Here is a 25154-nt window from a genome sequence, read left to right on the forward strand (position 1 = left end):
TCATAACTTTCGAACTTTATTTATTTGTCAAACAAAATATTCTATTGGTAATTATTAACATTAATTGATTTATATGTTAAATATTTAACCAAATAAGCTATAATGTTTCAAATTTTAACAATAAAACCAATAATTGGATAGATGAAATGCTAAGGTCAAGGTGGTTGATTTTTTTGTTGGTAATTACAACGAGTATTCGAATTTCTGTTGGGTATGCGACATCCATGGAGAAATATGGTTGGTTTTATTTATCCATTGATTCATCTGAAAAGTCAAGTTTGTTAGCACAAGATTCGAGCGCATTGAAGAAGGTCAAAGGGCTGAATATTGCTGTTGAACAGGCTGTGAAATTCATTCCACAATTCAACAATGGTCATTCCAAGAACGGAAGAGATTCCTTAATAGAAATTGACGCTCAAGCCTATCAAACTTTTGAATCTAAAAAAACCGAGACCTATTCAGTCATTGCTGGAAATCTAAATGAATTCATTGAATATCTGAATTCATTAGCATTGGAATTGAAAATAATTGCTGTCCATGAGTCTACAAATGCTCTTTCCATTCAATGCCAGGGATCTCTAATGGAGCGGATAGTTAAAGACTATATGGCATTGTCCTACGTAGGGCTGAGTCCAATGACTCCGAAATTGGAAAGTAGTATCAACTATATGGACTTATCCGTCAATAGAATCAATGTCGTTCATTCGGCATATCCTGAATTAAAAGGCGAGACTATTAAGGTATCTATCAAGGAGCAGTTTGTAGACACCACTGATATAGACCTAAAAGGGAGGTATTTTTCGTCAGGTCTGGAAAGTGAGATCATCTCTCAACATGCGAATTTCATGGCGACTATGATAGCAGGAGCAGGCAATACCTATCATTTGGGCAAAGGTGTGGCTTCATCTGCCTCTATTACCTCTTCAGATTTCACCTCTATTTTTCCTGATGAAAATGACCTACTGGAATCCTATGATATATCCATTCAAAATCACTCCTATGGTTTTGAAATTGATAATAGGTATAGCCCAGAGACTCAGGCCTATGATCATCAGTCATATCAAATGTCTGAATTGTTGCATGTATTTTCAGCTGGAAACAAAGGGAACGAGGTCAGTGAAGAAGGTGTGTATGCTAATATTGAAGGATTTGCCAATCTAACAGGCAGCCAAAAAATGGCAAAAAACGCCGTGGTAGTTGGAGCCACTGATCGCTTTGGGGTAAGGGACAGCAGAAGTTCTGCAGGACCAACTTTCGATGGCAGAATAAAACCTGATCTAATGGCTTACGGACAGGAAGGATCTTCAGATGCTGCCGCATTGGTAAGTGGTGCTTCTGTGCTTGTTCAGGATTCATATTGGCTAACCCATGGTGAATTGCCACCTTCTAGTTTGGTGAAAGCCCTATTGATTGCAGGGGCTAGTGCCTATGATGACCCAATTAGTTTCAAGACAGGTTATGGACAGCTCAATAGCTTAACTGCTGTGGATATTCAACGTGCCAGTCAGTATATAACAGGGGCAGTTCAGAAAAATTTGCCTTCCGTGTTTGAATTGATTATTCCAGAAAAAACTCACAAGGTGAGGGTAGTGCTTTGTTGGACTGATCCTGCTGGGGTTGCTGGCGCAGATCAAGCTTTGACCAATGACCTGGATATGAAAATCATTAATCCAAACGACCAAATGTGGTTGCCCTGGGTGCTGGATCACAGCCCTAATACTGAGTCGTTGATGAACGCACCAATAAGGGGTATAGACTCCATAAACAATACAGAACTCATCACCATTGACAATCCTGAAGCAGGGACTTATACCATTCAGGTTTCTACGGAAACTCTCATGAGCTTCCCTCAGAATTTCTCTTTGGCCTATCAACTGGAAGAAGAAAACACCTTTGATTGGACATTTCCAAAACGTACAGACATTTGCCTGACAGGTAAAGAGTTGATTTTTAGATGGGATAGTAATTTGGCAGGGACTGGAAAACTAGAATTGAGAAATGGAGAGGGAGATTGGATGATGCTGTCTGAAGGCATGGATCTAAGCGATTCACAGTTTGCCTGGATTTCAGATGAGCCTTTTATCCAAACACAGTTGCGAATGACGGTTGGGGCAAATAGCTATCTGTCTGATGAGTTCAATATTGTAGGTGAAACTGAATTGACAGTAGATTACAATTGTACGGATAAGTTTAAACTGATTTGGGAGAAGGACGAAGAGGCTGTGGGATATGAACTGTACGATCTGTCTGATGAGGAGTTAGCGCTTAATCAAGTTACTGCAGATACTTTTTTGATTTTTTCAAAATCATCAAACCCAGCACTCAATTATGCTGTTCGTCCACTTTATGTAAATTCATCTGAATATAATTCACGAACTATAGACTACACGCAGCAGGGTGTTAACTGTTATTATAAAAATTTTACGGCAGAGCTGATTGACGATACCTACGTGGAAAACAATTTGAGTTTGACCAGCATTTCAGATATTGCCAGTGTTGATTTTTATAATTGGAAGGATGGGATTCCGCAAAAGATTATGGCAGTGAAAGAAGGGTTAGAGGCTGAACTTTTGATTGAAGATGTAAATCCAAGTGAAGGTGTTAATAACTATTTTGCTCAAATCAACCTGAAGGACGGGGCTAATATTCAGACAGATACTACCAGTATTTATTTCACAAGGGAGCACACGCTTATCATCTTTCCGAACCCCATTGCAAAAAGCAATTTTCTGAACGTACTCACTGGAAAGCCTGGAGCTACGTTGCAACTGCTCAATACACGCGGAGACTTGTTGTACGAAGAGGAGGTGTTTTTTGATTTTGTCCAAATACCTATTGCTGACCTCTCTGAGGGCATTTATATCCTTCGTCTTTACCATGGCAACAACAACAATATATCGCATGCGAAGTTGATGGTGACAGATTAGATTGAGCTTAACAAGCCTCTAGATTCACAGGCACACCATTGATGGCCGCATTGCCAGTCAGCTGATCAACAAAGTGGTCATCCGTGAGCTCATTGATATTGGTGCCTGGAGAGGTGGAAGCTACATCCAATTTGATAGCACCTTTGTGCCCCCAGCCGTGAGGTAAGCTCACCACGCCTGGCATGATCTCTTCAGTAGTTTCAAATGGAACTACAATTTGCCCAACTCTGGAAGAAACTCTAATGTTGCCGTTATCAGAAAGACCTAATTGTTGTGCGTCTTCGGGATGTAAGTACAGATGGCAAGAGTTGTTTTTAAGCAGTCTTTGGCTATTGTGAAGCCAGGAGTTACAAGTTCTCAATTGGCGCCTGCCAATCAATAGAAAATCCCTTTCTGGTTTATATGTTTCAAATTTGTTTTTAACTCGCTCCAGGTCTATTTTGATTTCATTTGGAAAGAGGTTGATTTTTTTGTCTTTGCTATACAATGATGCAGGCATCTGAGATTTTAACGCACCCAAATCTATGCCATGAGGCTTTTGTTTTAATTTCTTAATGCTCAAATCATACGGTCCTTTTTTGAGTAAAATGTTGAGCATTTTTTCTGGAGAAAACAGATGGGCTATTGAAAGTTGCAATCGTTTGGTCAAAGTCATTTTGTTCATTGACTTCAGATAAGCCATTTTCAGTCCTCTGAAAACCTCCCAGTCATATTTGGCACCGTCCGATTTCTCAAAAAGAGCAGTCGAATATTTGGAGGTATTTCTTACCGCCAATGTATGAAATATGACATCATAAAGTTCCGTTTCCAGCCCTGTAGCAGGTGGTAAAATGATATTGGCTAGCTTAGAAGTCTCATTGATGTAAATGTCAATAGACACCATAAAGTCGAGCGACTCAAAGGCTTTTTCTAATTGCGCTCCATTAGGTGTTGAAAGCACAGGGTTGCCTGCACTGATGACCATGGCTTTGATTTGCCCCTCACCTGGGGTCATCATCTCTTCAGCCATGACTGAAGACGGAAGCTCTCCACCTACTTCAGGAAGTCCCCTCACTCTGCTTTTCCATTTTCCTATATGCCCTTTCGAAATTTGTGGCTTTAAGTCTATAGCAGGTGTAGTAAACATATAGCCACCTGGTTCGTCAAAATGACCTGTGAGGATATTGAGCACATTGACCAGCCACATGCACATGCCACCAAACTCCTGAGTACAGACGCCCATTCGTCCATATAGAACCGCTTTTTGCGTGTTAGCAAATTCTTTGGTTAAAGCCTTGAGGACCTCTGGTTCAATTCCAGTGATGGTAGCAGTCTTATCTGGTGAGTAGTTGTCGGCCACCTGGTGCAACTCTTCAAAGCCTTTCTGGTGCGGCTCAAACCTTCCCAATTTCACTAAGTTCTCATCAAATAGAACATGAAGCATACTCAAAAGCATAAATACATCTGAACCTGGCCGGATGAATAGATGCTGATCAGATTTGGCGGATGTTTCTGTGTAGCGCGGATCTATATTCACAATTTTGCCTCCTCTCTCTTGAATGTTTTTCAATCTTTTTTTGATATTGGGAGCGGAGAGTAAACTGCCATTAGAGATGATTGGGTTGGCACCTAGTATAATCAAAAAATCTGTTCGGTCAATATCAGGAATTGGGATTTGGAGCTGATGACCATACATCAAATAAGCCATATACTGGTGAGGTAACTGGTCTACACTAGTTGCAGAGAATTTGTTCTTGGTTCTAAGTTCTTTGATGAATTCTGGGGCAGATAATATAGCGCCCGAGTTATGTACATTGGGGTTGCCGCTATATACTCCTACGGCATCTGATCCATATTTTTTCCTAGTAGAGACGAGTGCATCTGTTACGTCTTTGATCGCTTGATCCCAAGGAATTTCCATCCAACCACTTTCGGTTTTTTTGACAGGCTTTTTCAGTCTGTTAGGGTCCTCGTAGATGTCTTTTAAAGCAAGTGCTTTAGGGCATATATGTCCTTGACTGAACTCGTCATCCATATCACCCTTGATAGAGATCACAGCTTTTCCGTCATGTTCGATGACCAGGCCACACATGGCTTCACATAGGTTGCAGGTACGGTAGTGGGTCTGAGGCATGCCTTATCTTTTTTTAATAAGATAAGACATTTTGGATTATAGAACAATTATTGCAAAATGGGTAGAATCAAATCTCAGCCCAATAGTCAATCAATTGAGTGAGTCCTTCTATGGTTTTGATGTCGATCTCATTCTTTTCAACGTAGGCTTCAAGTTTTCTGTAATTTTTTGGGTCGAGTTCTTCGAGGAAGTCTTTATTAATAAGTTTGTATTTGGGGTTTTCTTTATCGATTTTCGTGGGTTTTTTACTCGAGTATTGGTTTGTTTTTTCGTTGTACGATATGTTGTATTCCGAACTGTTTGCCTTGTATTTGTGGATTTTATCAACTGGTCTATAAAGAATTGGATATGGTATTGCTCTCTTGTCTAATATGCATATTCTTTCAACAAGTATTTCTCTTTTACCACTATAATGATAACCGTTTTCATTGACGACGGCATCTTCGTAATAATAATTTTCTATATCGAAACTTAAATTAGCGAGTATAGCTGCTTTTGTATTCTTATGTTTTACAAGCAAAAACTGGTCGCTTTCTTTAATTACTTGCTTCCTAAATTGAAATCTTTCAATATCCCCTTTAGTAATATGAGCAATAAACATAGAAACGTATTCCAATTTTTCTCCTTTGGAATTTTGTACAATAAATCTATTAATGTCCTTTGCAGGGTAGGTCTTGATAGCTTTTCCAATTTTTATTTGAATGCTTTGCGAATTAAAACTGTAAATAATCTTTCCTTCTTTCTTCTCTCCTGAAGTTAAGTACGCGTATCCATCCATCCAGATGTCAGGTTTTTCAGCGAATCTTTTATTTTGAGAATATGCCGAGAAGGAAACTATCATGCACAGGGCAAAGGTGAAGAGCAATTTCAATTTGTCAAAAGTTTAGTTTTTAAACCGCCAATCTAAAATAAAAAGAAATAGGGTCGAAATCTGATTGAACCGAATGTTCTAAAAACTTTTATTTGATGGATTTCTACGATTATCAAAGAGATTGAGAATGATGATTTGCTTCTGCGACACTCTGTAGAATAACCGATTATGTTTAGTTAGTTTGAATCCCCTGATGTTGTTCTGGGCATGTTCGAGGGTGCCTATTTCTGGGTGTTCAGATATTATCTCTATGATTTGATGAGTACGAATTGCGAATTCACGGGCAGTATTAAAACTCCAATGATCTTCTAAGTAAGTTGCTATTCGTTCAAATTTGGAAATGGCTCTTTTTGTCCAGATTATTTCTTTAGCCATTTGCCATGCTGTTCTTTCACTAAGCTATGAGGAACTAAATTTTCGGGGGAATTACTTTCGTCATATGAAATCAATAATTCTTCTTGTTCAAATTTAGAAAGTGTATTCCACAATTCTCCATTTGTCCTATTATTCAAAGATTGAATCAAATCAAAATAGGCTTCCAATTTCTCTTCATCTTTTATACCATCGATAAGGTGGTGAAATTGCTGACGTGTTTTCATGTAATCAATTTAAAAAAAAACAGCTCAGGGTTTAAACCCTGAGCTGTTTTTTTTTAAATTGTACGGGATATGCCAAATTAGCTTATCCCCATCCCATTTTGGGTCACCTCATTGGGTTGGATCAGGCGAAGCTTGCCATCATGATCTTCTGCCATGAGGATCATACCTTGAGATTCAATGCCCATGATCGCTCTTGGGGCAAGGTTCATCAAAACAGTTACTTGCTTGCCAATCATTTCTTCTGGCGAATAATGTTTGGCAATGCCACTGAGTATCGTACGTGTGTCTACGCCAGTATCTACTTTGAATTTCAGTAGTTTGTTTGATTTTGGTACAGCTTCTGCCTCCAAAATGGTACCCGTGCGGATATCCATTTTCATAAAGTCATCAAAGGTTACTTCTGCTTTTTGAGGGGAGATTTCCACGTCTTCTACTTTCACTGGCTTGTTGGCTTCTGTTGCCTTCAATTTCTCTACTTGTTCTTCCACTAATTTGTCTTCTATTTTTTCAAACAATAAGGCTGGCTTCTCTATGTTTTGTCCGGCCAAAAGGATATTGGCTGAACCAGCCTCGTCCCACTTCTCACCATCCATGTTGAGCATGGTGGCGATTTTTTCTGCTGTTCTTGGCAAGAAAGGTTCACAAAGAATAGATAGGTTGGCGGCTATTTGTAACGCTACGTTTAGGATGGTAGCAGTTCGCTTCTCATCTGTTTTGATCAGCTTCCACGGTTCCGTGTCCGCTAGATATTTATTGCCCAATCGAGCCAAATCCATCAAGTGAGCCAAGGCTTCTCTGAATCTGTATTTTTCGATACTCTCAGCGATTTTAGCTGGGAAAGCCGCCAATTCTTTGATTACAGCTTCATCTTCTCCTTGTAGCGTAGCTGCAGGCAAATGGCCTCCAAAATACTTGTGTGTAAGTACTACCGCGCGATTGACGAAGTTTCCGAAGATGGCTACAAGCTCATTGTTGACTCTGGCTTGATAGTCTTTCCAGGTAAATTCGCTGTCTTTCGTTTCTGGTGCGATCGAGGTCAAGACATACCTCAATTCGTCTTCTTTTCCTGGGAATTCATCCAGGTATTCATGAAGCCAAACCGCCCAGTTTCTAGATGTAGATATTTTCTCACCTTCCAGATTTAGAAATTCGTTGGCAGGCACATTCTCTGGCAAAATATACTCTCCATGGGCATGAAGAATCGCGGGAAAAATAATACAGTGGAAAACAATATTGTCTTTCCCAATAAAATGAATCAAGCAGGAGTCATCTGCTGGGTTGTCTTGTTTTTTCCAGTATTCTTCCCAGTTTTTATCATTGTCTTTAGCCCAATCTTTTGTGGCTGAGATATACCCAATAGGGGCATCCAGCCAGACGTATAATTTCTTGCCTTCAGCGTGAGGTAGTGGTACGTCCACCCCCCAGTCCAAATCTCTGGTCATGGCACGAGGTTGCAACCCTTCTTTGAGCCATGAGCTACATTGTCCAAATACGTTAGATTTCCACTCGCCTTTTTTTCCTTCAATCAACCATTTTTCCAGCCAGGGCTGATATTTATCCAATGGTAGATACCAATGCTTGGTGGTTTTCAAAACTGGAGTTTTCCCACTTAAAGTGGAAATAGGGTTGATTAGATCTGTGGCATTTAAGGAAGTACCACATTTTTCGCACTGGTCTCCGTATGCAGCAGGATGACTACACTTTGGGCAGGTACCCGTTACATATCTGTCAGCCAGAAACTGCTTGTATTCTTCGTCGTAAAACTGTTCAGACTCTTTTTCAGTGAATTCACCCTTCTCATACAAATTCAAGAAGAACTCCTGAGACGTTTTGTGGTGAATTTTCTTTGACGTACGATGATACATATCGAACGAGATGCCGAATCTCTTGAATGTATCTTTATTGATCTGATGATACTTGTCAATAATGGCCTGTGGTGTAGTATTTTCTTTTTTTGCCCTGAGGGTAATGGCGGCACCGTGCTCGTCACTTCCACAAACGTAGGCTACTTCTTTGCCTTTACCTCTGAGGTAGCGCACATAGGTGTCAGCTGGCAAGTAAGCACCAGCGATATGACCAATGTGTAAAGGGCCATTCGCATAAGGAAGGGCAGAGGTAACGGTGTATCTTTTGAACTCTTTTTGCACGGATTTTTTTTCGGCAAAGATAGAAATATTCGAAAGCTCAGGGATGGATTTAATACTTATTTAACGACCTAATATTCTATTCATTCGAATAATGGGTAACTTATGCTGATCCGTAAATCATTTTGATGACTGCAGACTTAATTTCTTTATTGGACAGAAATGGATATGCTATTTATCGAACTAAAGAGTATTTTATCGTCAGGAAGCAGGTGTTTAGTTCCTGGTGGCTATTACTGCTTTTTTTATCCATTGGGCTTATCTTCTTTGCGGCCGGAACAATGATTTTGCTTGGGACTGGTGGCGCTAAATTGTCTATGAGCGTATTTTTTCTAGCTATTGGCGTGGTTTTACTCGTTGCACCATTTTTCAACTACCTGACTGCCGCCTATAGGAGTTTGGTGATTGATCTCCATCACCAAACCATACTTTTTAGAGCAGGATATTCTAGGGCGTATCTATTTACAGAAGTGAAGGACATAAAACTTGAAGTGCATGCCAAACAAGCGGGAACAGATCCTTTTTCTAAGTCAAATAAAGAATTTCATTACACCATTACAGCCTATATGGAAAGGGGGCATCAGGAGGAGTTGCTGGTTTTAAAATTTAGGGATGAAGAGAGCGAACGCCACATGTTCGATCTCAAGGATTATTTCCAAACCTTGCTGACTTATTCTGGTTAGTATTTTAGGTGTAGATTTTTTCTGGTCAGCACAAAGATGGTGAATTCGGGATCTTCGTGTTGAATGGTGATCGTGATTGCACTTTTGCCCTGAGGAACCATAACAATACCCTTCTGGTCTTTGAATCCATACCAAAGGTTAAGCTTTTTGCCCTTATTGATTTCGATTTCAGAATCATTCAAATGCTCTGTGATTAGACGCTTAGCTCTTGATTCAGTCATGTTTTGGTCAGACGTGTGCTGAAAAAACTTGATCTGCTCTCCATAGCTATTTTTTAATAGCAGGAAAACAGGAGATGGAAATTTTGTACCGTCATCTGAAATGCTAAATCCATCTGGGACATTAAATCGAATGCCAAGACCTTCATTTTCATAAACCGGATTTTCGAAGTAGTAGGGTAGGGCTTGACTTGATGCAGCATGCTTTTTCCCGTTCAGGGTGAAAGATTGCACTTGGATGTGTGTAATCTGCGACATGTATTTGAGGTATGAACTGTTGAGAACTGCACCAATTCCGCTTTTGTACAATGCAATTTTTAACGCAGAATTGGTTTCTATTTCTGAGGTGAGGTCTTGAGTAACCCAAACACCATCAAGAGCAACTTCTACCCATAATTTTGGAGACCAAAACCACTGGTTATAGGTATAGCCATAAACCAGTCTTGCAGGTATTTGCAAAGCCAAAACAAGTTGATAATAGGTGAGATGGGGATAAGATTGAGCTCGTGCATAGGATTTTAATGCTTTTAGTTTTTCAGTTTGATTTAGTGAGTCTTGGATCAATGAGTCAAGAATGGTTTGAGTGTTTGAGTTTTGCCAAAGAATTTCAGGCATAGAAGATGCCAAGGTGTCAGATTGTATCCACGATTGTTTTTCGTTAGAATTAATTAAAATGACAGAACTGCTGTCTTGAGAATTGATTTTTTGATTGCCGTGGGTGAGACCAGAACGTGCCAGACTATCTAATCCAGCTATTTTTAATTTAACCAAAGAGATCTGGTTGGGGTCAGGAAACCGGATATTCGAAAGCAAGCGTCCTTGATCAAAACCATCTGGCTCAAAAAATTGAGATGGTCGAACTTGCGTGGTTCTAGTCAGTTTGATTGCTCCAAATGGTGATGGATAGCTCGTTTGAACTAAGTAGAAATTTTTGTCATACTTGCTGAGTGTGAATTGTGAACCTATAGATTCTTTCACCAATTTCAATTTTTGAGCTTTTTCAACAGAAAAATCAATGAGTTCCCTTTTTACTTCAACTACTTGATTCAACTCTGGTGAGAAAGTCTGATAGCAGATTTGAGCACCAAGGGTATCGAGCCGCCTCAAGCTCAATGTTCTTATCTTTTCTGGGCCGTATACAACCATACTATCAGATAGATTAAGGGGTGTTGTGGTACCATTGTCGAATCTAACTTCACGGCTCAATGTGTCTTGAAAAATGTGAGTCCAAGAAATAGACTTTAAAAATCCAGCTTCAGACTCGACAAAATGCACATCTGATTTATACTGAAGTGTATCAGATAAAGTAAGTAGTTGAAACTGAAGTGAAGTGAATGTATGAGTATCCAGATCTACCTCAGTGCTTTGCTTGAAACTGCCTGCACGGTGGTTGTCGATTTCTATTTGATACTCCAAAGATTGAGCCTTGATGAAATTGGATAGAAATAACAAGCAGAGGAGAATGATCTTCATTAATGTTGGATTGGAGCAGTCTAGAGTAATATAATTATTTTCAATTACCTGTTTCTTTTGATCAATTTTTTTGGTTGCTGACGTGTATCAAATACATCTGTAATCATGACGCCATTTTCATGAATGAAATAAATAATCTTATAATGCTGCTCTGCCAGCAAGTACCTGTGGTCTTGATTTAGTAATCTGAGAGACTCTTCTAGTTGACCACGAAGGTGATGATTGGATAAGCTTTTTACTTTACTTAGGATTCCTTTTTTCAGCTTTTGAGCATAAGCTTTATATCCTTCTTGCTGATAATATGCATATATATTTTTTAAGGCCTCTTTTGCAGGGTTGGTAATGAAAACCTTCATTTATTACCAGTTTTTGGACTCCTTCTCTAGATCTTCAACACTTGTGATATCTCCGTCTAAGATGGCGCGATTGGAAATTTCGGCTCTTTGAATGAGGTCAGCTTGAGTAATGGTCTGGCCGTTTGGTTCAGAGCCTATCTTAGCAGATTTTACGTTTTGTAAAATTTGTTTGATCTGGTTTAAAATGTCCACATCATCCAATTTAGCTAGTTGTTCGATTAGAAAGAGCTTTTCGGTTTGTATATCCATGGGAGATCAATTGCTGATATAAAGTTAACGATTCATTCTCACATATCATTTTCAAAAGAGGGACAAAAAAAGAGCACTGATGATTTCAGTGCTCTTCAATTAAAATATTTTTTGTCTGCTAGAAAAAGATCTGAAAGATATCATTGAAGATGGCAAAGCCCATGATGCCAAGCAATAGTACCATTCCAACTTTTTGAGCATTTTCCAGAAACTTATCAGATGGCTTTTGGCCTGATACAATTTCATACGTTAAGAACACAACATGTCCGCCATCCAATGCAGGAATTGGTAAGAAGTTCATAAAGGCTAAAATCATTGACAGCAGGCCAGTCATATTCCAGAACTTCATCCAGTCCCAGGTACCGCCGTACATTTGAGCGATTTTGAATGGCCCGCCTACACTTTTGGTGACGGCTATTTCGCCAGAGAAAATCTTCCCAAATCCTTTAACATTGGCCCACACCACATTGAATGCCTGAGCTGTTCCGATCGGAATGGCTTGCCCAAACGAATATTCATCATGCATATAATTGATCAAGGGGTTTGGTTGAAAACCGATAGTGCCTTCTGGCGAAACTTTGAAAGTCAAGGTCGCAGTACTGTTATCCAAACGCTTTACAGTAGCCACTACGTTAGAGTCTGCATGGGATGTCAAAAGTGCCTTCAACTGGTCAAAATAAATTGCAGGTTCGTTATTTACAGTCAAAATTTTGTCACCTGCCAGTAAACCACCCTTGGCTGCTTCGCTGCCTGCTATTACCTGCCCTACGTCATACGGAAACCTAAAGGCAATGAAACGATCTTTGTATTTTTTATCCGTGAGCTTGTTTAGGAAACCTTCAGGAAATGCCAAATCAAAAACTGAGTCTCCTCGCTGCACTTTGTAAGTCGGTTGATCAGCGAAAAGTACTTCCATACTTCTTAGGTCATTAAAGCGATTGTAATCTTTGCCATTTACTTTGAGGATAACATCGCCTGATTTTAAGCCAATTTCCTGGCCTAATTCATAGGCCACGATACCGTGTTTATTGAGCTCTTCCTTTGGGACATAGGAGCTTCCATTGCTATAGACCAGAAAAACAAAGATGATGATGCCCGTGATTACATTTACAATTATACCACCCATCATCACAATCAGTCGTTGCCAGGCAGGTTTTGCTCTAAATTCCCATTCTTCTGGCTCTTGTGATAAGGCTTCAGTATCTAGGGATTCGTCAATCATTCCTGAGATTTTCACAAATCCACCCAATGGTATAGCTCCAAAGGAGTATTCAGTTTCACCATATTGAAATCCCCAGATTTTTGGAGGAAACCCAATCGAATATTTTTCTACCCTCATGCCGAAAGCTTTTGCGGCAATCAAATGCCCAAATTCGTGCACACCCACCAAAATGGATAATCCCAACAAAAGTTGGGCTGTCATTATTAGTCCTTCCATCAATTAATTAATTCTGTTGCTAATATTCGAGTTTCTTTATCAGTCTCTACGTAATCGTCAAAATTAGGAGTGGAGATAAACGAGATTTTATTCAGACAAGATTCCACTACATCAGACATCTCCAAGAAGCCTATACGATCCTCCAAAAATTTTGATACCGCAATTTCGTTAGCCGCATTCAATATACAAGGCTGATTCCCGCCTTTTTTTAGTGCTTCAAAAGACAAAGCAAGATTTTTGAAGGTATTCAGGTCTGGTTTTTCAAAAGTCAGCTCTGGGTAATCCATAAAGTTGAACCTAGGAAAATTATTTTTTAGTCGCCCAGGATAGGTGAGGGCATACTGTATGGGCAATTTCATGTCTGGCAATCCCATTTGTGCTTTGATCGACCCATCTTCAAATTGTACCATTGAATGGATAATCGACTGTGGATGCACGACCACTTCAATTTGATCATTTGTTAAGTCAAAAAGCCATTTAGCTTCAATCACTTCCAGTCCCTTATTCATCAGGCTGGCTGAATCAATCGTAATCTTTGCTCCCATGTCCCAGTTGGGGTGTTTGAGGGCTTGCTCTTTTTTGACATCCGTCAAAAAGCCTTTGTCCTTACCTCTAAAAGGGCCGCCTGAAGCGGTCAGGATAATTTTTTCAATTGGATTGCTATATTCACCAGCCAGACATTGGAAAATAGCAGAATGCTCAGAATCTACGGGTAGAATGGGAACTCTTTTCTTCTTTGCCAATGTGGTGACAAGCTCACCCGCTACCACTAAAGTTTCTTTATTGGCCAAGGCAATGGCTTTCCCAGCTTCAATAGCTCTTAGTGTAGGCTTCAATCCTGCATAGCCGACCAGCGCGGTCAAGACTACATCTACTTCCTCTAGTTCTGCAGCATGACAAAGCGCATTTTCACCAGCGTAAACTTTAATATCTAAAAGATCTAATGCATCAAATACTTTTTGGTATTTGTCTTCATTGGCGATTACTACCAGGTTGGGCTTAAACTGAATTGCCTGTTTGATCAACAAATCAGCGTTTTCATTGGCTGTGATGGCTTCCAACTCGAAATGATCTGGATTGGCCTCTATGACCTCCAGGGCTTGTGTGCCAATAGAGCCGGTAGAACCTAGAATGGATATTTTCTTTTTCAATATTGGGTGTGTTTCCTCTTTCAAAAAGTAAAAAGCAGCTGCAAAGCTATAAAGATTAGCCGAACCGAACTTTCCAAAAGTTTCAAACTTTTGGAAAGTTCTAGTCTGAGGGCTTCGTGTCATACTCAGAGTTCTCTCCGAGTAACTCTAATGGGTGAACAATCTACCCCTTTGTCATTTCGACCGGAGCGGTCCGCCGAAGCGGGAGAAATCTCATCGGAAATGAGTAGGATGTTTTAGATTTCTCCTGGCGTCGAAATGACAAGAAATGCTATTATTTCCCATTTAATTCAAAACTTGAACTATAAAACAGCTACAACCTATGCATTATCAACTGGTCCGCAATCTTTCGGTCATTGGACAAACGGGGAACTTTGTTTTGCCCGCCGAGCTTACCCTGCGACTTCATGTAGTCAATGAAAGCATTTTTTTTAAGTGGAATGATTTCTAGTCTTTCTAGGATATTTCCAGTGATTAAATCATCATAGTAGGAGTTGAGTTGTCTCAATTTTACGTCAATGGTATTGGCGAATCGCTCCACATCCTCGGGTTGATGGCCAAACTCCACAAACCATTGATGCTTGGGCAATCCTGAATCAGGCGTGACCTGAGGTGCTACAGTAAACTCTATGATTTCTGTCTGACTTTGTTCCTGCACAGCGGCATGTATGGCTTTTTCTACTTCTTGACCAATTACGTGCTCACCAAATGCAGAAATGAAATGTTTGATTCGACCTGTGACAACCACCCGGTAAGGAGCAGTAGATACAAAAGCAATAGTGTCTCCAATGGAGTATCCCCACAAGCCCGCATTACTGTTGATAATCAGTGCATAATTGACGCCAGTTTTGACTTCGCTGATGCTGAGTCTTGTTGGATTTTCATCAAAATATTCTTCCGCAGGAATGAATTCGAAGAATATACCTGAGTCAAGTAATAATAGAAGGCCTTCTTGATCCATCGTGTCTTGATAGGCTATGAAGCCTTCAGAAGCAGGATAAGTCTCTACAGAGTCTATCGTTTGGCCAATACTCTCAAAAAGTTTGGCTTTGTAGGGTTCAAAATTAACACCACCATAAACGAATAAAGAAAAGTCTGGGAATAGATCTTTGATAGCCTTTCCTGTCTTGGCAGTCAATCGATCAAAATACATCTGCACCCAAGGTGGAATCCCCGAAATAAGGGTCATGTTTTTCTGATAAGTTTCTTCTACGATTTGATCTACCTTTTGCTCCCAATCCTCAATGCAGTTGGTTTCGTATGAGGGCATCTGATTTGATCGCAAATAACCAGGCACGTGATGATTGACAATTCCTGAAAGTCTCCCTGTATGAATGCCGCTGGTTTTGGTCATGATAGGACTTCCTGATAGGAAGATCAGATTGCCATCTAAAAACTTACTATTGCCAGAGTTGTGCACGTAGTTTAAAAGTGCATTTTTGGCGCTATTGATATGATTAGGGATCGAATCTTTGGTGATTGGAATATACTTTGTACCAGAGGTGGTACCTGAAGTCTTTGCAAAATATGCTGGGAGTCCAGGCCAGAGTACATCTGGTTCGCCTGTTTTGATGCGATCCACATAGGCGCGCAACACTTCATAATCTCCTATTGGTACTGCCTCTTTGAATTCCTGATAGCTGCCGACATCCTTAAATTTATGGTCTTTGCCAAAAGAAGTGTTGGCTGCTTTTTTAGTTATTTCTGCAAGGATCTTGTTTTGAGCTTCTTTTGGATTGGATGCCCATTTGCGTTGTTGGTTGATGATGTATTTGGCGTATGGCTTGCTGAGTACCGATCGGATGCCCATGTTTATTGATATTTGCTTTGTGCAGTTTTTAACTCTTGTTCAGAAAGTGGTTCTAAACCCACTTCAACTCTTTTTTCATTCACCGAATTTACATCTTCCAGTGGAAACAATACTTGTTTGTCGTCAACATAATTCCACTGCGTACCATAGACTTGAGGCTGTTTTTTGTTGACTAATATTCTGTCTTTCATAGTAGCCATTTGCGACCGACTTGATTCTCCTCTTTTGGCGGAAGCCTCCAGCATGGGATAGTATCTTTCCCGCACTTGATCACTAGGTGCATGTTGGATCGCCAGAAACAATGAAATATTGGCTTTCTTACCAATTACAGACGTACCTAACCAGCCATGTTCGGCTAGCACTGCCACGACATATCTAAGATGCATAGAATCACGGAAGTTGATCAACTGATTGAGTGAATCCATCTGATAAGATTCGAACCCAAATTCTTGAGCAGTAGGCATCACAGTCGCTCTGACTTCAATACTTTGGTCAACAAAATGCTCTAAGTTTTTGCGCAAGCTTGTATAATCTTGTGCGAAAGTACTGTAAGAAATTAAGCAAAGAATAAAGATTATTTTTTTCAAGTCCAGCTCCAGTTATAGGTATGAATATTCTCAAGTGCAGCAACTGTCAAATCAATTGAAGCCTGAATATCGTCCTTCTCCGCCATTTCGATCACTTGATGGAGATGGCGAGTAGGAATTGAAATTGCACCTGATATAGCCCCATTCTTTCCTTTTTGTTGAATGCCAGAAGTATCAGTTCCACCTGCTACAAGGATTTCGTTCTGCCATTTTATTTTGTGATCATCAGCTGTTTTTCTTAGGAAGTTGACCATGCGCGTGTCACAGATGGTCATGGCGTCTAAAATTTTAATGGCTGTTCCCTTGCCCAATTCTGTTACGTATTCGTGCGGTTGAGCACCTGGTAGATCGTAGGCAATGGTTGTATCTAGGGCAATGCCAAAATCTGGATTGATGCTATGCGCAGCTACATTGGCTCCTCGAATGCCTACTTCTTCTTGTACGGAAAAGACAGCATATACATCATGTGCATTGTTTTTCAATTGCTTCACAGCCTCTATCAGAATGAAAACAGAAACTCTGTTGTCGATAGACTTGCAGTTTACACAATTGCCCATTTCGATCAAATCTCTTTCTCTGGTCACAGGATCACCAACAGCCACGATTTTTTCCACCTCTTCTTTGGGCATACCCAAGTCAATGAAATAATCTTCTTTTTTGGCTGGTTTTTCTCGTTCTGCCGGAGACATGACATGGATGGGTTTGCTACTCATTACTCCCATAATGTCCTTTTTGCCATGCACGACCACTCGCTGTGCGGTAAAAGTTTTGGGGTCGAATCCACCAAGCGTCTGAAATCTTAGAAATCCATTGTCATCAATGTGGTTGACGATGAATCCAATTTCGTCCATGTGTGCGGCCAGCATCACTTTTTTAGGATCGTCTCCATTACCTCTTTTGATAGTGATCAAATTGCCCATGTTGTCGATGTGATACTCGTCTACATGCTTTTTTACTTCTTCAATCACTAGATTTCTAATGCGAGACTCGAAGCCCGGCGCACCAGCGATTTCACAAATGTTTTTTAGTAGTGGGATATTGAGAGACATACGTTTTGATTAAGAATTCTTGATTAAAGTGCGAATTTAATTATTGATGGGGTATTTAACTAAATAGGGACGTAATAGGAAAAATTGTGGTTGTTAAGGCTCTTGCACAAGGACTAGCTACTGATGGTTTGTTTATCACAATGCCTGTAAAAGTGGAATTGCTTTGCTCTCTTGGCAGTGGTTACCGTTTTTCGGTGGAGTTATATAAGACAGCTACAGAATTATTCAATTCATGCGACTTTCAAATCGGCAGTTAGTTGTCAGACGAATAGTAGTAGCTCATGCGATGGTTCTACGAGGTCATCTGTCTATTCGCCAGCTTCTGGCTCTAAGTCCATTCGTCAGACAACTTGAATCAGGAATTGGAGTAAGATTAATAAATGTGCGCACAACAAGATTCAACCAGGCAGACATACTGCTTCTATGGGATTGCTCCCAGTACTCAAGTCTGTTATGTTGGAATAAAGTGCGCACGAGAAGATTCGAACTTCCACGGGATTGCTCCCACCAGCCCCTCAAGCTGGCGTGTCTACCAATTTCACCACGTGCGCATTTCTAGTGTGATGAGCCCAATTGATTTGGGATTGCAAAAATAGAAGGATTGTTGAAAAATCATTACATTCCTTTTTAAAGTTTGAAAACTATTGACTTGTAATCTCCCAAATAGAATCAACGAAATATTTATTCGAATCAAACAAATCAGTTTTTACTTTGAATCCTGATTTTTCTGCAAGTGTGTGCAATTGCTTCACAGAGTATTTTCTCGATATCTCTGTATGAATAGGTTCCCACTGGGCGAAGTGAAAGGTGTGCCCATCTATTTCTACTTCTTGTTCTATTTTGCTTAGGAGTGCACTTTTACATTCTCCAGTCACGGGATCATAGGTCGGGTGATGTTCAAATTGATCTGGATTAAAATTTCCACCAAGTTCTCGATTGATTCGTCTGAGTAAGTTATAATTGAACTCTGCCGTAATTCCAGTTGGGTCGTTATAGGCCAAAAGAATCTTTCTTGGATTTTTTTTCAAATCTACTCCTATGAAAAATAGATCGCCTGCATTCAATTTTTCCGCTATTTCTGAAGTGAAAGACAGCGCCTCTTCATTGGTGAAGTTGCCGATATTGGAACCCAAAAATAGGACTACATTTCTTCTCCCATTGTCTTCTTTGAGTCGGTTCAAGACTTCAAAATAATCGCCTTGAATGCCCTTGAACGACAAATTCGGCATTCCTTTGGTCAATGATTTATTTAACTGATCCAAAGCATTTTGTGAAATGTCTATAGGTACATAGTCAAATGGAATATCATGACTCAACAGTTCATTTAGTAAGATTTTGGTTTTCAATCCGTCTCCCGCACCAAATTCAATAAGATTAAATGGTTCTTTTTCAGGGGAGAATATTTTAGCGATTTCGCACTTGTGAGTTTCAAATATATTGAGTTCGGCATCAGTAAGATAGTATTCATCCATGTGCATGATCTGCTGAAAGATGGCATCTCCTTTTTTGTCATAGAAGTATTTGGATGAGATGTGCTTGGTCTCTGACGATAAGCCTTCCAAAACGTCAGTCAAAAACTGTTTTTGCTTTACTATTTCTTTTTCTAAGGTTTCAAACATATCGTGCGAGGCGGATTCCTGTGAAATGCCACTTTAAATGAGGATGAAAAAAATTTCTATAGGACGATCGGATGTGATCTCTTGCAGTAGCAAAAGAGCCACCACGTAATACCATTTGGTTTATCATGAATTTGCCATTGTATTCTCCTACTGCTCCTGTTTCAGTTTTAAAATAGGGATAGGGTAGGTAAGCTGAGTTTGTCCATTCCCAAGTGTCTCCGTAAAATTGAAAATGATCTTGTTCTGCAGTTTGAGTTGAAAGCGACGCATCTTCAATGAAATTCGCCTTTTGATGGATAGAAGGTTCATACCTGTGACAAGCTGCTTCCCATTCAAATTCTGTAGCGAGCCTCATGCCTCGCCATTGCGCATAAGCTGCTGCTTCATATTGACTAACGTGCGTCACGGGTTCGTGGGGATTTAATTTTTGCAATCCAAAGAAAGTGTACTGATACCATTCGCCATCAATTTGATGCCAATGCATAGGAGCTGTTTCTTTATTTTCTTCTACCCATGCCCAGGCTTCCATGTACCAGTATTTGAAATTTTGATAACCTCCAGCTTCCATGAATTCCAGATATTCTCCATTGGTAATCAAACGATCACCTATTTCGAAATCATGCAAATACACCTGATGTACACCTAATTCATTGTCGAAACAAAAACCTTCTTGCTGATGGCCTATTTTGTAGTTTGCTTCTGACATGGGTAAAAACTTAAGTGCTCTGCTTCCTATTGACGGGACAATTTCTTTTCTGGTGTAAGCAGGGAAAAGTGGGTTGTTTCCCAAAATGTATTTGATGTCGTATACCAAAAGTTCCTGGTGCTGCTGTTCGTGCTGAAGCCCAAGTTCCAAAAGTTCAGATACTTTAGAAGACACTTCTGTCATCGTATCTAGAAAATGAGCCATTTGCTCGTCTACATAAGCTCTATACTTGTATACTTCTTCTGTAGTAGGTCTGGTTAGATTTCCTCTATCTGTTCTCAGTACTCGTTTGCCAATACTTTCATAGTAGCTATTAAAAACATAATTGTATTCGGGATGAAAAACTTGATACCCTTTGAAATGTTCTTCAAGAATCATCTTTTCAAAAAACCATGTGGTATGACCCAAGTGCCATTTGGGTGGGCTCACATCTACCATGGGCTGCACGACCATATCCTCTTTTTCGAGAGGAGCACAGAGATGGAGCGATTGATTTCTAACACTCCTGTACTTTTCCTTGAAATAGGACAGTGAAGAGGGAGGAGATGTCGTTTGGGAACTGGTCGAGATAATACTTTGAGTTAATAGTTAACTTAAATTTAAAATTTCTTACGCACATATAGTACGAAAGTTGAACTATTTGGATTTCAGTTCAGTCAATCGTGCCACCTTCCAATGTTTTCAAAAATGCCTTTAATGCATTTTTATCCACATCTGAAAATTCAATATGGGTAACAAGTATATCTTGATTTTGGTTCTTTAAATCCAAATTTTGATAATGATTGAGCACCTCATCCAAATCTTCAAATCGTCCATCATGCATATAGGGAGCGGTTCGTGAAAGATTGCGTAGAGAGGGTGTTTTATATTTTCCTAAATCTATTGAATCTCTAGTAATACGAAATCGACCAGTTGTCAAATATAGATGATGAGCCGTGTATTTTTGGCTAATTCCATTGTGATGAAAACCATTGTCTGTAAAAAGTGGAGGGGGGTGGCAAGAGGCACAGTTTTTAACAAAAACGTTGTGTCCATGCAATTGACGGTCTGAAAATTGAGACAACCCTAGCTGAACGCTGTCATACCTTGAATCATAAGAGACCAAAGTTCGCATATATTGGGCGAGTGCACGGCTGATGTAGGCAGACGAAATAGAATCAACATCAAAGGCTTGTTTGAATGCTGAGGTATAAGTTTTATCCTGGTTGAGCCCTAGGCAAAGTTCTTCTAAATCAACTCCCATTTCGTCTGGACTACTTAGAGCAGCAAAGGACAAAGACTCCAGGTTTTTTACTCCTCCATCCCAAAAGAAGCTTTCCGCCCAGGCCATGTTGAAAAGTGGAGGAGTATTCCTTTTGAGGAATCGACCGCTATGACCTGAGCTGAAGGGCTTGTTGTCAGAAAAGGCCAACTCAGGTTGGTGGCAACTGGCGCAGGAAATTTGATTGTTTGCTGATAATGTGGTATCAAAAAACAGCCTTCGGCCTAATGCAATGCCTTCTTGCGTTAACTCATTTCTGTTGGGGGAAGGGATCGGTTTTGGAAAATGGGATGGGGAGTTTATTTGTAATTTATTTGTCGAATTTGAGTTAGTATTACAACCCCATAATACAGAGGACAGAACTATAAATAATATGAGAAGAAATCTTTTCAGCAGTTTGTCTTTTGAACTTGAGGATTAAGATAGTGAAATTATAAAATTAGTGTGTTGAGTAAGTGATGATTTTGAGGTTTGGAATACTATTGATAGGGTTGAATTTGCTGTTGTCGTGCTCGGAAGACACGCAGATAAACAAGCCTACGCCTTATGAATTTATACCTCCTGAATTTTTCGGAGATAGGTATGAAATTCCAGCAGATAATTCATTTACAGTGGAAGGTATTGCTCTAGGTCGAAATCTATTTTATGAAAAGCAGCTTTCGCGCAACAGTCAAGTTTCGTGTGGCTCATGTCATCAGCAGTCTAAGGCTTTTACAGATGGTGCTAAATTTAGTATTGGCTTGAACGGAGAATTGACTGGTAGAAGTTCTATGTCTCTTGTGAATTTGCTTTGGCAGACTAAATTTTTCTGGGACGGGCGGGTGCAAAGCTTGGAAGAGCAAGCACTACAACCCATACAGGATCACATTGAAATGGATTTGACATTGGAAGAGGCTGTAGAGCGACTATCTGATTCTGACGTCTATCCCCAACAATTCTTGGAGGCTTTCGAAACGGAGGAAATTACTTCGGACTTAATCGCAAAAGCACTAGGGCAGTTTATGAGAACTTTGGTTTCGTCTAATTCGAAATACGATCAACATTTGCAAGGGGAAGATGTGCTGACCGACCAAGAGAAGTTGGGAATGGATTTATTTTTCACACATCCTGAACCAAATACGGGGTTGAGAGGTGGGAATTGTGGAGATTGTCACTTGAATATTTTGACTGCGGGAAATAGAGAAGGGTATCAGGGATTTCATAACAATGGAATAGATTCAGAAGAAAGTTTGGAAGACGGGCTGATGATTGTTACTGGAAAAGCGACTGATAAGGGCAAATTTAAAGCACCAAGCTTAAGAAATATTGCGCTGACAGCACCATATATGCATGATGGACGAATGGCTACTTTGGAAGAGGTTTTAGACCATTACAATGAAAACATCCAAACAAGCACAACCCTCGATGTACTGATCACAAACGCAACTAATAATCCCGAAAGTGTGTTACCAGTAATGCTGGGTTTGACTGAAGAAGAAAAACAGGCGATTATCGCTTTTTTACATACTTTAACTGACGAGATTTTTATAAATGATGAAGCATTTTCTGACCCTTTCGAAAATTAGCGTTTTTCTGAGTGTGGCACTGGTTTTAGGTGCATGTTCTAGTGATAACAATACTGAGGAGACAAAGACAGTTACCTTCAGTTTTGAAGTGCAAGCAGACGATCAACCACTTGTTTTTGATGACAAAAAGTATCTCACCCCTTTAAATCAATTGATTTCGTTTGAACGAATCAATATTTATGTGAGCAATGTTCAATTGAAAGGATCTAGTTCGGGAGACCTATTCATTGAGACTGATAGCTACCACTTGATTAGTTTTGATGCTGAAAATGGCACCGCGAACTTTGAAATAACGAATGTTCCAGCTACTCTCAAAGTACATGAAATTATCTTAAGTATAGGTGTGGATACGGATGCTAATACCTCGATCGATCATGTAGGCGATTTGGATCCTACCAATGGCATGGCGTGGGACTGGAATACAGGGTATAAGTTTTTGTCCTTAGAAGGGCGGTATTTTGACGGAGACGAACCGCTAGGCGAGGAAATAAAAATGCACATTGGTACAGATAAAAATTATTATAGTAGAATTTTTAATGTTGGAGAACCAGTGAATTTGAAAGAAAAGGACACATTCCATTTTTTAGTAGATGGAAAAGCGCCATTTGAACATATTGATTTATCTGAGGGGACAGTCTTCATGAATGATGAGCGGGGGGATGAAGTGGCTCAAAATTATAGGGATGGGTTGATCATACTTCAATAAAAAATAAATCTGCGCTTATTTTCTTCACTATTCCACTAGCTTTATTTCCATAATCCAATTGGGAGTAATTAATGGAAATTGAAAACATAGAATTGACCTATTTGACCCTTGGGGACTACAAGGAGTTGAAAAAGGCCATGATAGAGGCTTACAGCAGTATTCAAGACGCATACTGGAAGGCAGACGAAATCAAATCCCTGATAGATAAATTCCCAGACGGACAGGTCGTGATCAAAGTCAATGGCCAGCTGGCTGGATGTGCTTTGTCTATTATTGTGAAATACAACCAGTTCGACGAACATCATACTTACAAGGAAATCACGGGCAATTACACGTTCGACACACATACAGATCATGGAGATGTGCTATATGGCATAGATGTTTTTATCAAATCTGAATTCAGGGGATTACGTTTGGGCAGGCGCTTATATGATTATCGAAAGGAGTTATGTGAGCGCATGAATCTGCGGATGATTGCATTTGGTGGACGAATTCCAAATTATCACAAATATGCTAAGGAGGTGTCTCCAAAGGAGTATATAGAAAGGGTAAAACGAAAAGAGATTGATGATCCAGTTTTGAATTTTCAGATATCTAATGATTTTCATCCATCAAAAGTGCTCACTGGTTATTTAGAAGGGGATGATGCCTCTAGTGAATATGCTGTGCTCTTAGAGTGGGACAATATCTATTACCAAAAGCCAACTAAAAAAGCTGAAACCAAAAAGAAAATTGTTCGGCTAGGCTTAGTGCAATGGCAGATGCGCTTGTACAAAGGTATGGAAGAGTTGATGCAGCAAGCGGAATATTTTGTAGATGCCGTGTCTGGGTATCGTTGCGATTTTGCTTTGTTTCCTGAGTTTTTTAATGCGCCGCTCATGGCGGAAAACAATCACTTGTCTGAACCTGATGCCATTCGTGAGTTGGCAACTCATACAGATGAAATTGTTAGGCGGTTTTCGGAACTGGCTATCTCTTATAATATCAATATTATCACAGGTAGCATGCCTGAAATCAAGGATGATTTACTTTATAATGTAGGCTATTTATGCAGAAGGGATGGTACTACCGAGCGTTACGAAAAAATACATGTGACTCCAGATGAGTCTAAAGTGTGGGGCATGCAAGGTGGTCACAAGATCAAAGCATTTGATACGGACTGTGGCAAGATCGGTGTGCTGATTTGTTATGACTCGGAGTTTCCAGAATTGAGCCGTTTGCTGGCTGATGAGGGTATGGATATCCTGTTTGTACCTTTTTTGACAGACACACAAAATGGCTACTCTAGAGTAAGAAACTGCTCTCAAGCCAGAGCTATTGAGAACGAATGCTATGTGGCCATTGCGGGTAGTGTAGGCAATCTTCCAAAAGTTCATAACATGGATATTCAGTTTGCCCAATCCATGGTATTCACGCCCTGCGATTTTTCCTTTCCAGCTAATGGAATCAAAGCAGAAGCAACTCCAAATACTGAGATGATTTTGATCGCTGATGTGGATATTGATTTGCTAAGAGAGTTGAACCAATTCGGTAGTGTGCAGAATCTTAGAGATAGAAGAAAGGACCTTTTTGATGTGAAAAAGAAAACAAATCAATGAGTGGATGCGCAAAAGTATCTTCTAATTGATA

The 25154-nt window shown here is 39.9% G+C and carries 21 protein-coding genes and 1 tRNA gene; 5 read left to right on the forward strand and 17 right to left on the reverse strand.

The genetic code is table 11. From position 1 onward, the window contains the following. The first annotated feature begins 146 nt into the window (after positions 1-146). Positions 147-2927 carry a S8 family peptidase gene (locus B9A58_RS15095; RefSeq protein WP_084373704.1) on the forward strand — a complete coding sequence of 927 codons (2781 nt, stop codon included), beginning with the start codon at positions 147-149 and terminating at the stop codon, positions 2925-2927. A gap of 7 nt (positions 2928-2934) precedes the next feature. Here the strand turns inward: B9A58_RS15095 and B9A58_RS15100 are convergent, their stop codons facing one another. From B9A58_RS15100 to metG, 5 genes are all read right to left on the reverse strand, one after another. Then, positions 2935-5040: a molybdopterin-dependent oxidoreductase gene (locus B9A58_RS15100; protein ID WP_084373705.1), complete on the reverse strand. Its 2106-nt coding sequence runs from the start codon at positions 5038-5040 to the stop codon at positions 2935-2937. A gap of 67 nt (positions 5041-5107) precedes the next feature. Next, positions 5108-5911 carry a hypothetical protein gene (locus B9A58_RS15105; protein ID WP_139793914.1) on the reverse strand — a complete coding sequence of 268 codons (804 nt, stop codon included), beginning with the start codon at positions 5909-5911 and terminating at the stop codon, positions 5108-5110. A 78-nt stretch (positions 5912-5989) separates the two neighbouring features. Continuing rightward, the gene (locus B9A58_RS20810; protein WP_084373707.1) at positions 5990-6286 is read right to left on the reverse strand and encodes a type II toxin-antitoxin system RelE/ParE family toxin; all 297 of its coding nucleotides are present in this window, start codon (positions 6284-6286) and stop codon (positions 5990-5992) included. Further along, a complete protein-coding gene (locus tag B9A58_RS15115) occupies positions 6271-6510 on the reverse strand; it encodes a hypothetical protein (RefSeq protein WP_084373708.1) in 240 nt (79 codons plus the stop codon). The genes B9A58_RS20810 and B9A58_RS15115 overlap by 16 nt, the downstream gene beginning before the upstream one ends. Positions 6511-6587: 77 nt before the next feature. Next, the gene (gene metG, locus B9A58_RS15120; protein ID WP_139793915.1) at positions 6588-8678 is read right to left on the reverse strand and encodes a methionine--tRNA ligase; all 2091 of its coding nucleotides are present in this window, start codon (positions 8676-8678) and stop codon (positions 6588-6590) included. 104 nt (positions 8679-8782) lie between these two features. On the opposite strand from metG, the gene B9A58_RS15125 reads away from it, so the two are divergent. After that, positions 8783-9337: a hypothetical protein gene (locus B9A58_RS15125; RefSeq protein ID WP_084373710.1), complete on the forward strand. Its 555-nt coding sequence runs from the start codon at positions 8783-8785 to the stop codon at positions 9335-9337. On the opposite strand, the gene B9A58_RS15130 is transcribed toward B9A58_RS15125, so the two are convergent. The 12 genes from B9A58_RS15130 to B9A58_RS15185 all read right to left on the reverse strand — a co-directional run bounded on the left by B9A58_RS15130 (position 9334) and on the right by B9A58_RS15185 (position 21650). Next, the gene (locus tag B9A58_RS15130) at positions 9334-11028 is read right to left on the reverse strand and encodes a transglutaminase-like domain-containing protein (RefSeq protein ID WP_084373711.1); all 1695 of its coding nucleotides are present in this window, start codon (positions 11026-11028) and stop codon (positions 9334-9336) included. The genes B9A58_RS15125 and B9A58_RS15130 overlap by 4 nt on opposite strands. A 44-nt stretch (positions 11029-11072) precedes the next feature. After that, positions 11073-11384 (reverse strand): type II toxin-antitoxin system RelE/ParE family toxin, encoded by a 312-nt coding sequence (locus B9A58_RS15135; RefSeq protein ID WP_084373712.1) that lies wholly within the window; start codon positions 11382-11384, stop codon positions 11073-11075. 3 nt (positions 11385-11387) lie between these two features. Further along, the gene (locus tag B9A58_RS15140) at positions 11388-11633 is read right to left on the reverse strand and encodes a hypothetical protein (RefSeq protein ID WP_084373713.1); all 246 of its coding nucleotides are present in this window, start codon (positions 11631-11633) and stop codon (positions 11388-11390) included. Positions 11634-11751: 118 nt separating this feature from the next. Continuing rightward, positions 11752-13071 carry an RIP metalloprotease RseP gene (rseP, locus tag B9A58_RS15145; protein WP_084373714.1) on the reverse strand — a complete coding sequence of 440 codons (1320 nt, stop codon included), beginning with the start codon at positions 13069-13071 and terminating at the stop codon, positions 11752-11754. After that, positions 13071-14345: a 1-deoxy-D-xylulose-5-phosphate reductoisomerase gene (locus B9A58_RS15150; protein WP_084373715.1), complete on the reverse strand. Its 1275-nt coding sequence runs from the start codon at positions 14343-14345 to the stop codon at positions 13071-13073. The genes rseP and B9A58_RS15150 overlap by 1 nt, the downstream gene beginning before the upstream one ends. Positions 14346-14535: 190 nt before the next feature. Beyond that, on the reverse strand, positions 14536-16032 hold the full coding sequence (locus tag B9A58_RS15155) for a GH3 auxin-responsive promoter family protein (protein WP_084373716.1): 1497 nt from the start codon (positions 16030-16032) through the stop codon (positions 14536-14538). A 2-nt stretch (positions 16033-16034) separates the two neighbouring features. Further along, the gene (locus B9A58_RS15160) at positions 16035-16553 is read right to left on the reverse strand and encodes a DUF6624 domain-containing protein (protein ID WP_139793916.1); all 519 of its coding nucleotides are present in this window, start codon (positions 16551-16553) and stop codon (positions 16035-16037) included. A 62-nt stretch (positions 16554-16615) separates the two neighbouring features. Beyond that, positions 16616-17668: a M42 family metallopeptidase gene (locus tag B9A58_RS15165; protein ID WP_084373718.1), complete on the reverse strand. Its 1053-nt coding sequence runs from the start codon at positions 17666-17668 to the stop codon at positions 16616-16618. A 467-nt stretch (positions 17669-18135) separates the two neighbouring features. After that, positions 18136-18219, reverse strand: a tRNA-Leu gene (locus tag B9A58_RS15170). Between the two features lie 90 nt (positions 18220-18309). Continuing rightward, positions 18310-19287: an L-histidine N(alpha)-methyltransferase gene (gene egtD, locus B9A58_RS15175; RefSeq protein ID WP_084373719.1), complete on the reverse strand. Its 978-nt coding sequence runs from the start codon at positions 19285-19287 to the stop codon at positions 18310-18312. Then, positions 19280-20566 (reverse strand): ergothioneine biosynthesis protein EgtB, encoded by a 1287-nt coding sequence (gene egtB / locus B9A58_RS15180; RefSeq protein ID WP_317042074.1) that lies wholly within the window; start codon positions 20564-20566, stop codon positions 19280-19282. The genes egtD and egtB overlap by 8 nt, the downstream gene beginning before the upstream one ends. 79 nt (positions 20567-20645) lie before the next feature. Continuing rightward, positions 20646-21650 (reverse strand): cytochrome-c peroxidase, encoded by a 1005-nt coding sequence (locus B9A58_RS15185; RefSeq protein ID WP_084373721.1) that lies wholly within the window; start codon positions 21648-21650, stop codon positions 20646-20648. A gap of 62 nt (positions 21651-21712) precedes the next feature. Between B9A58_RS15185 and B9A58_RS15190 the strand changes: the two genes are divergently transcribed. The 3 genes from B9A58_RS15190 to B9A58_RS15200 all read left to right on the forward strand — a co-directional run bounded on the left by B9A58_RS15190 (position 21713) and on the right by B9A58_RS15200 (position 25123). Further along, positions 21713-22819, forward strand: a complete 1107-nt coding sequence (locus B9A58_RS15190) for a cytochrome-c peroxidase (protein WP_084373722.1) — start codon at positions 21713-21715, stop codon at positions 22817-22819. After that, positions 22785-23525: an MbnP family protein gene (locus tag B9A58_RS15195; protein ID WP_084373723.1), complete on the forward strand. Its 741-nt coding sequence runs from the start codon at positions 22785-22787 to the stop codon at positions 23523-23525. Before B9A58_RS15190 ends, B9A58_RS15195 begins: the two co-directional genes overlap by 35 nt. 71 nt (positions 23526-23596) lie before the next feature. After that, positions 23597-25123, forward strand: a complete 1527-nt coding sequence (locus B9A58_RS15200) for a carbon-nitrogen hydrolase family protein (protein WP_084373724.1) — start codon at positions 23597-23599, stop codon at positions 25121-25123. The last annotated feature ends 31 nt before the right edge of the window (positions 25124-25154 follow it).

Source organism: Reichenbachiella faecimaris (assembly GCF_900176375.1).
GTDB lineage: Bacteria > Bacteroidota > Bacteroidia > Cytophagales > Cyclobacteriaceae > Reichenbachiella > Reichenbachiella faecimaris.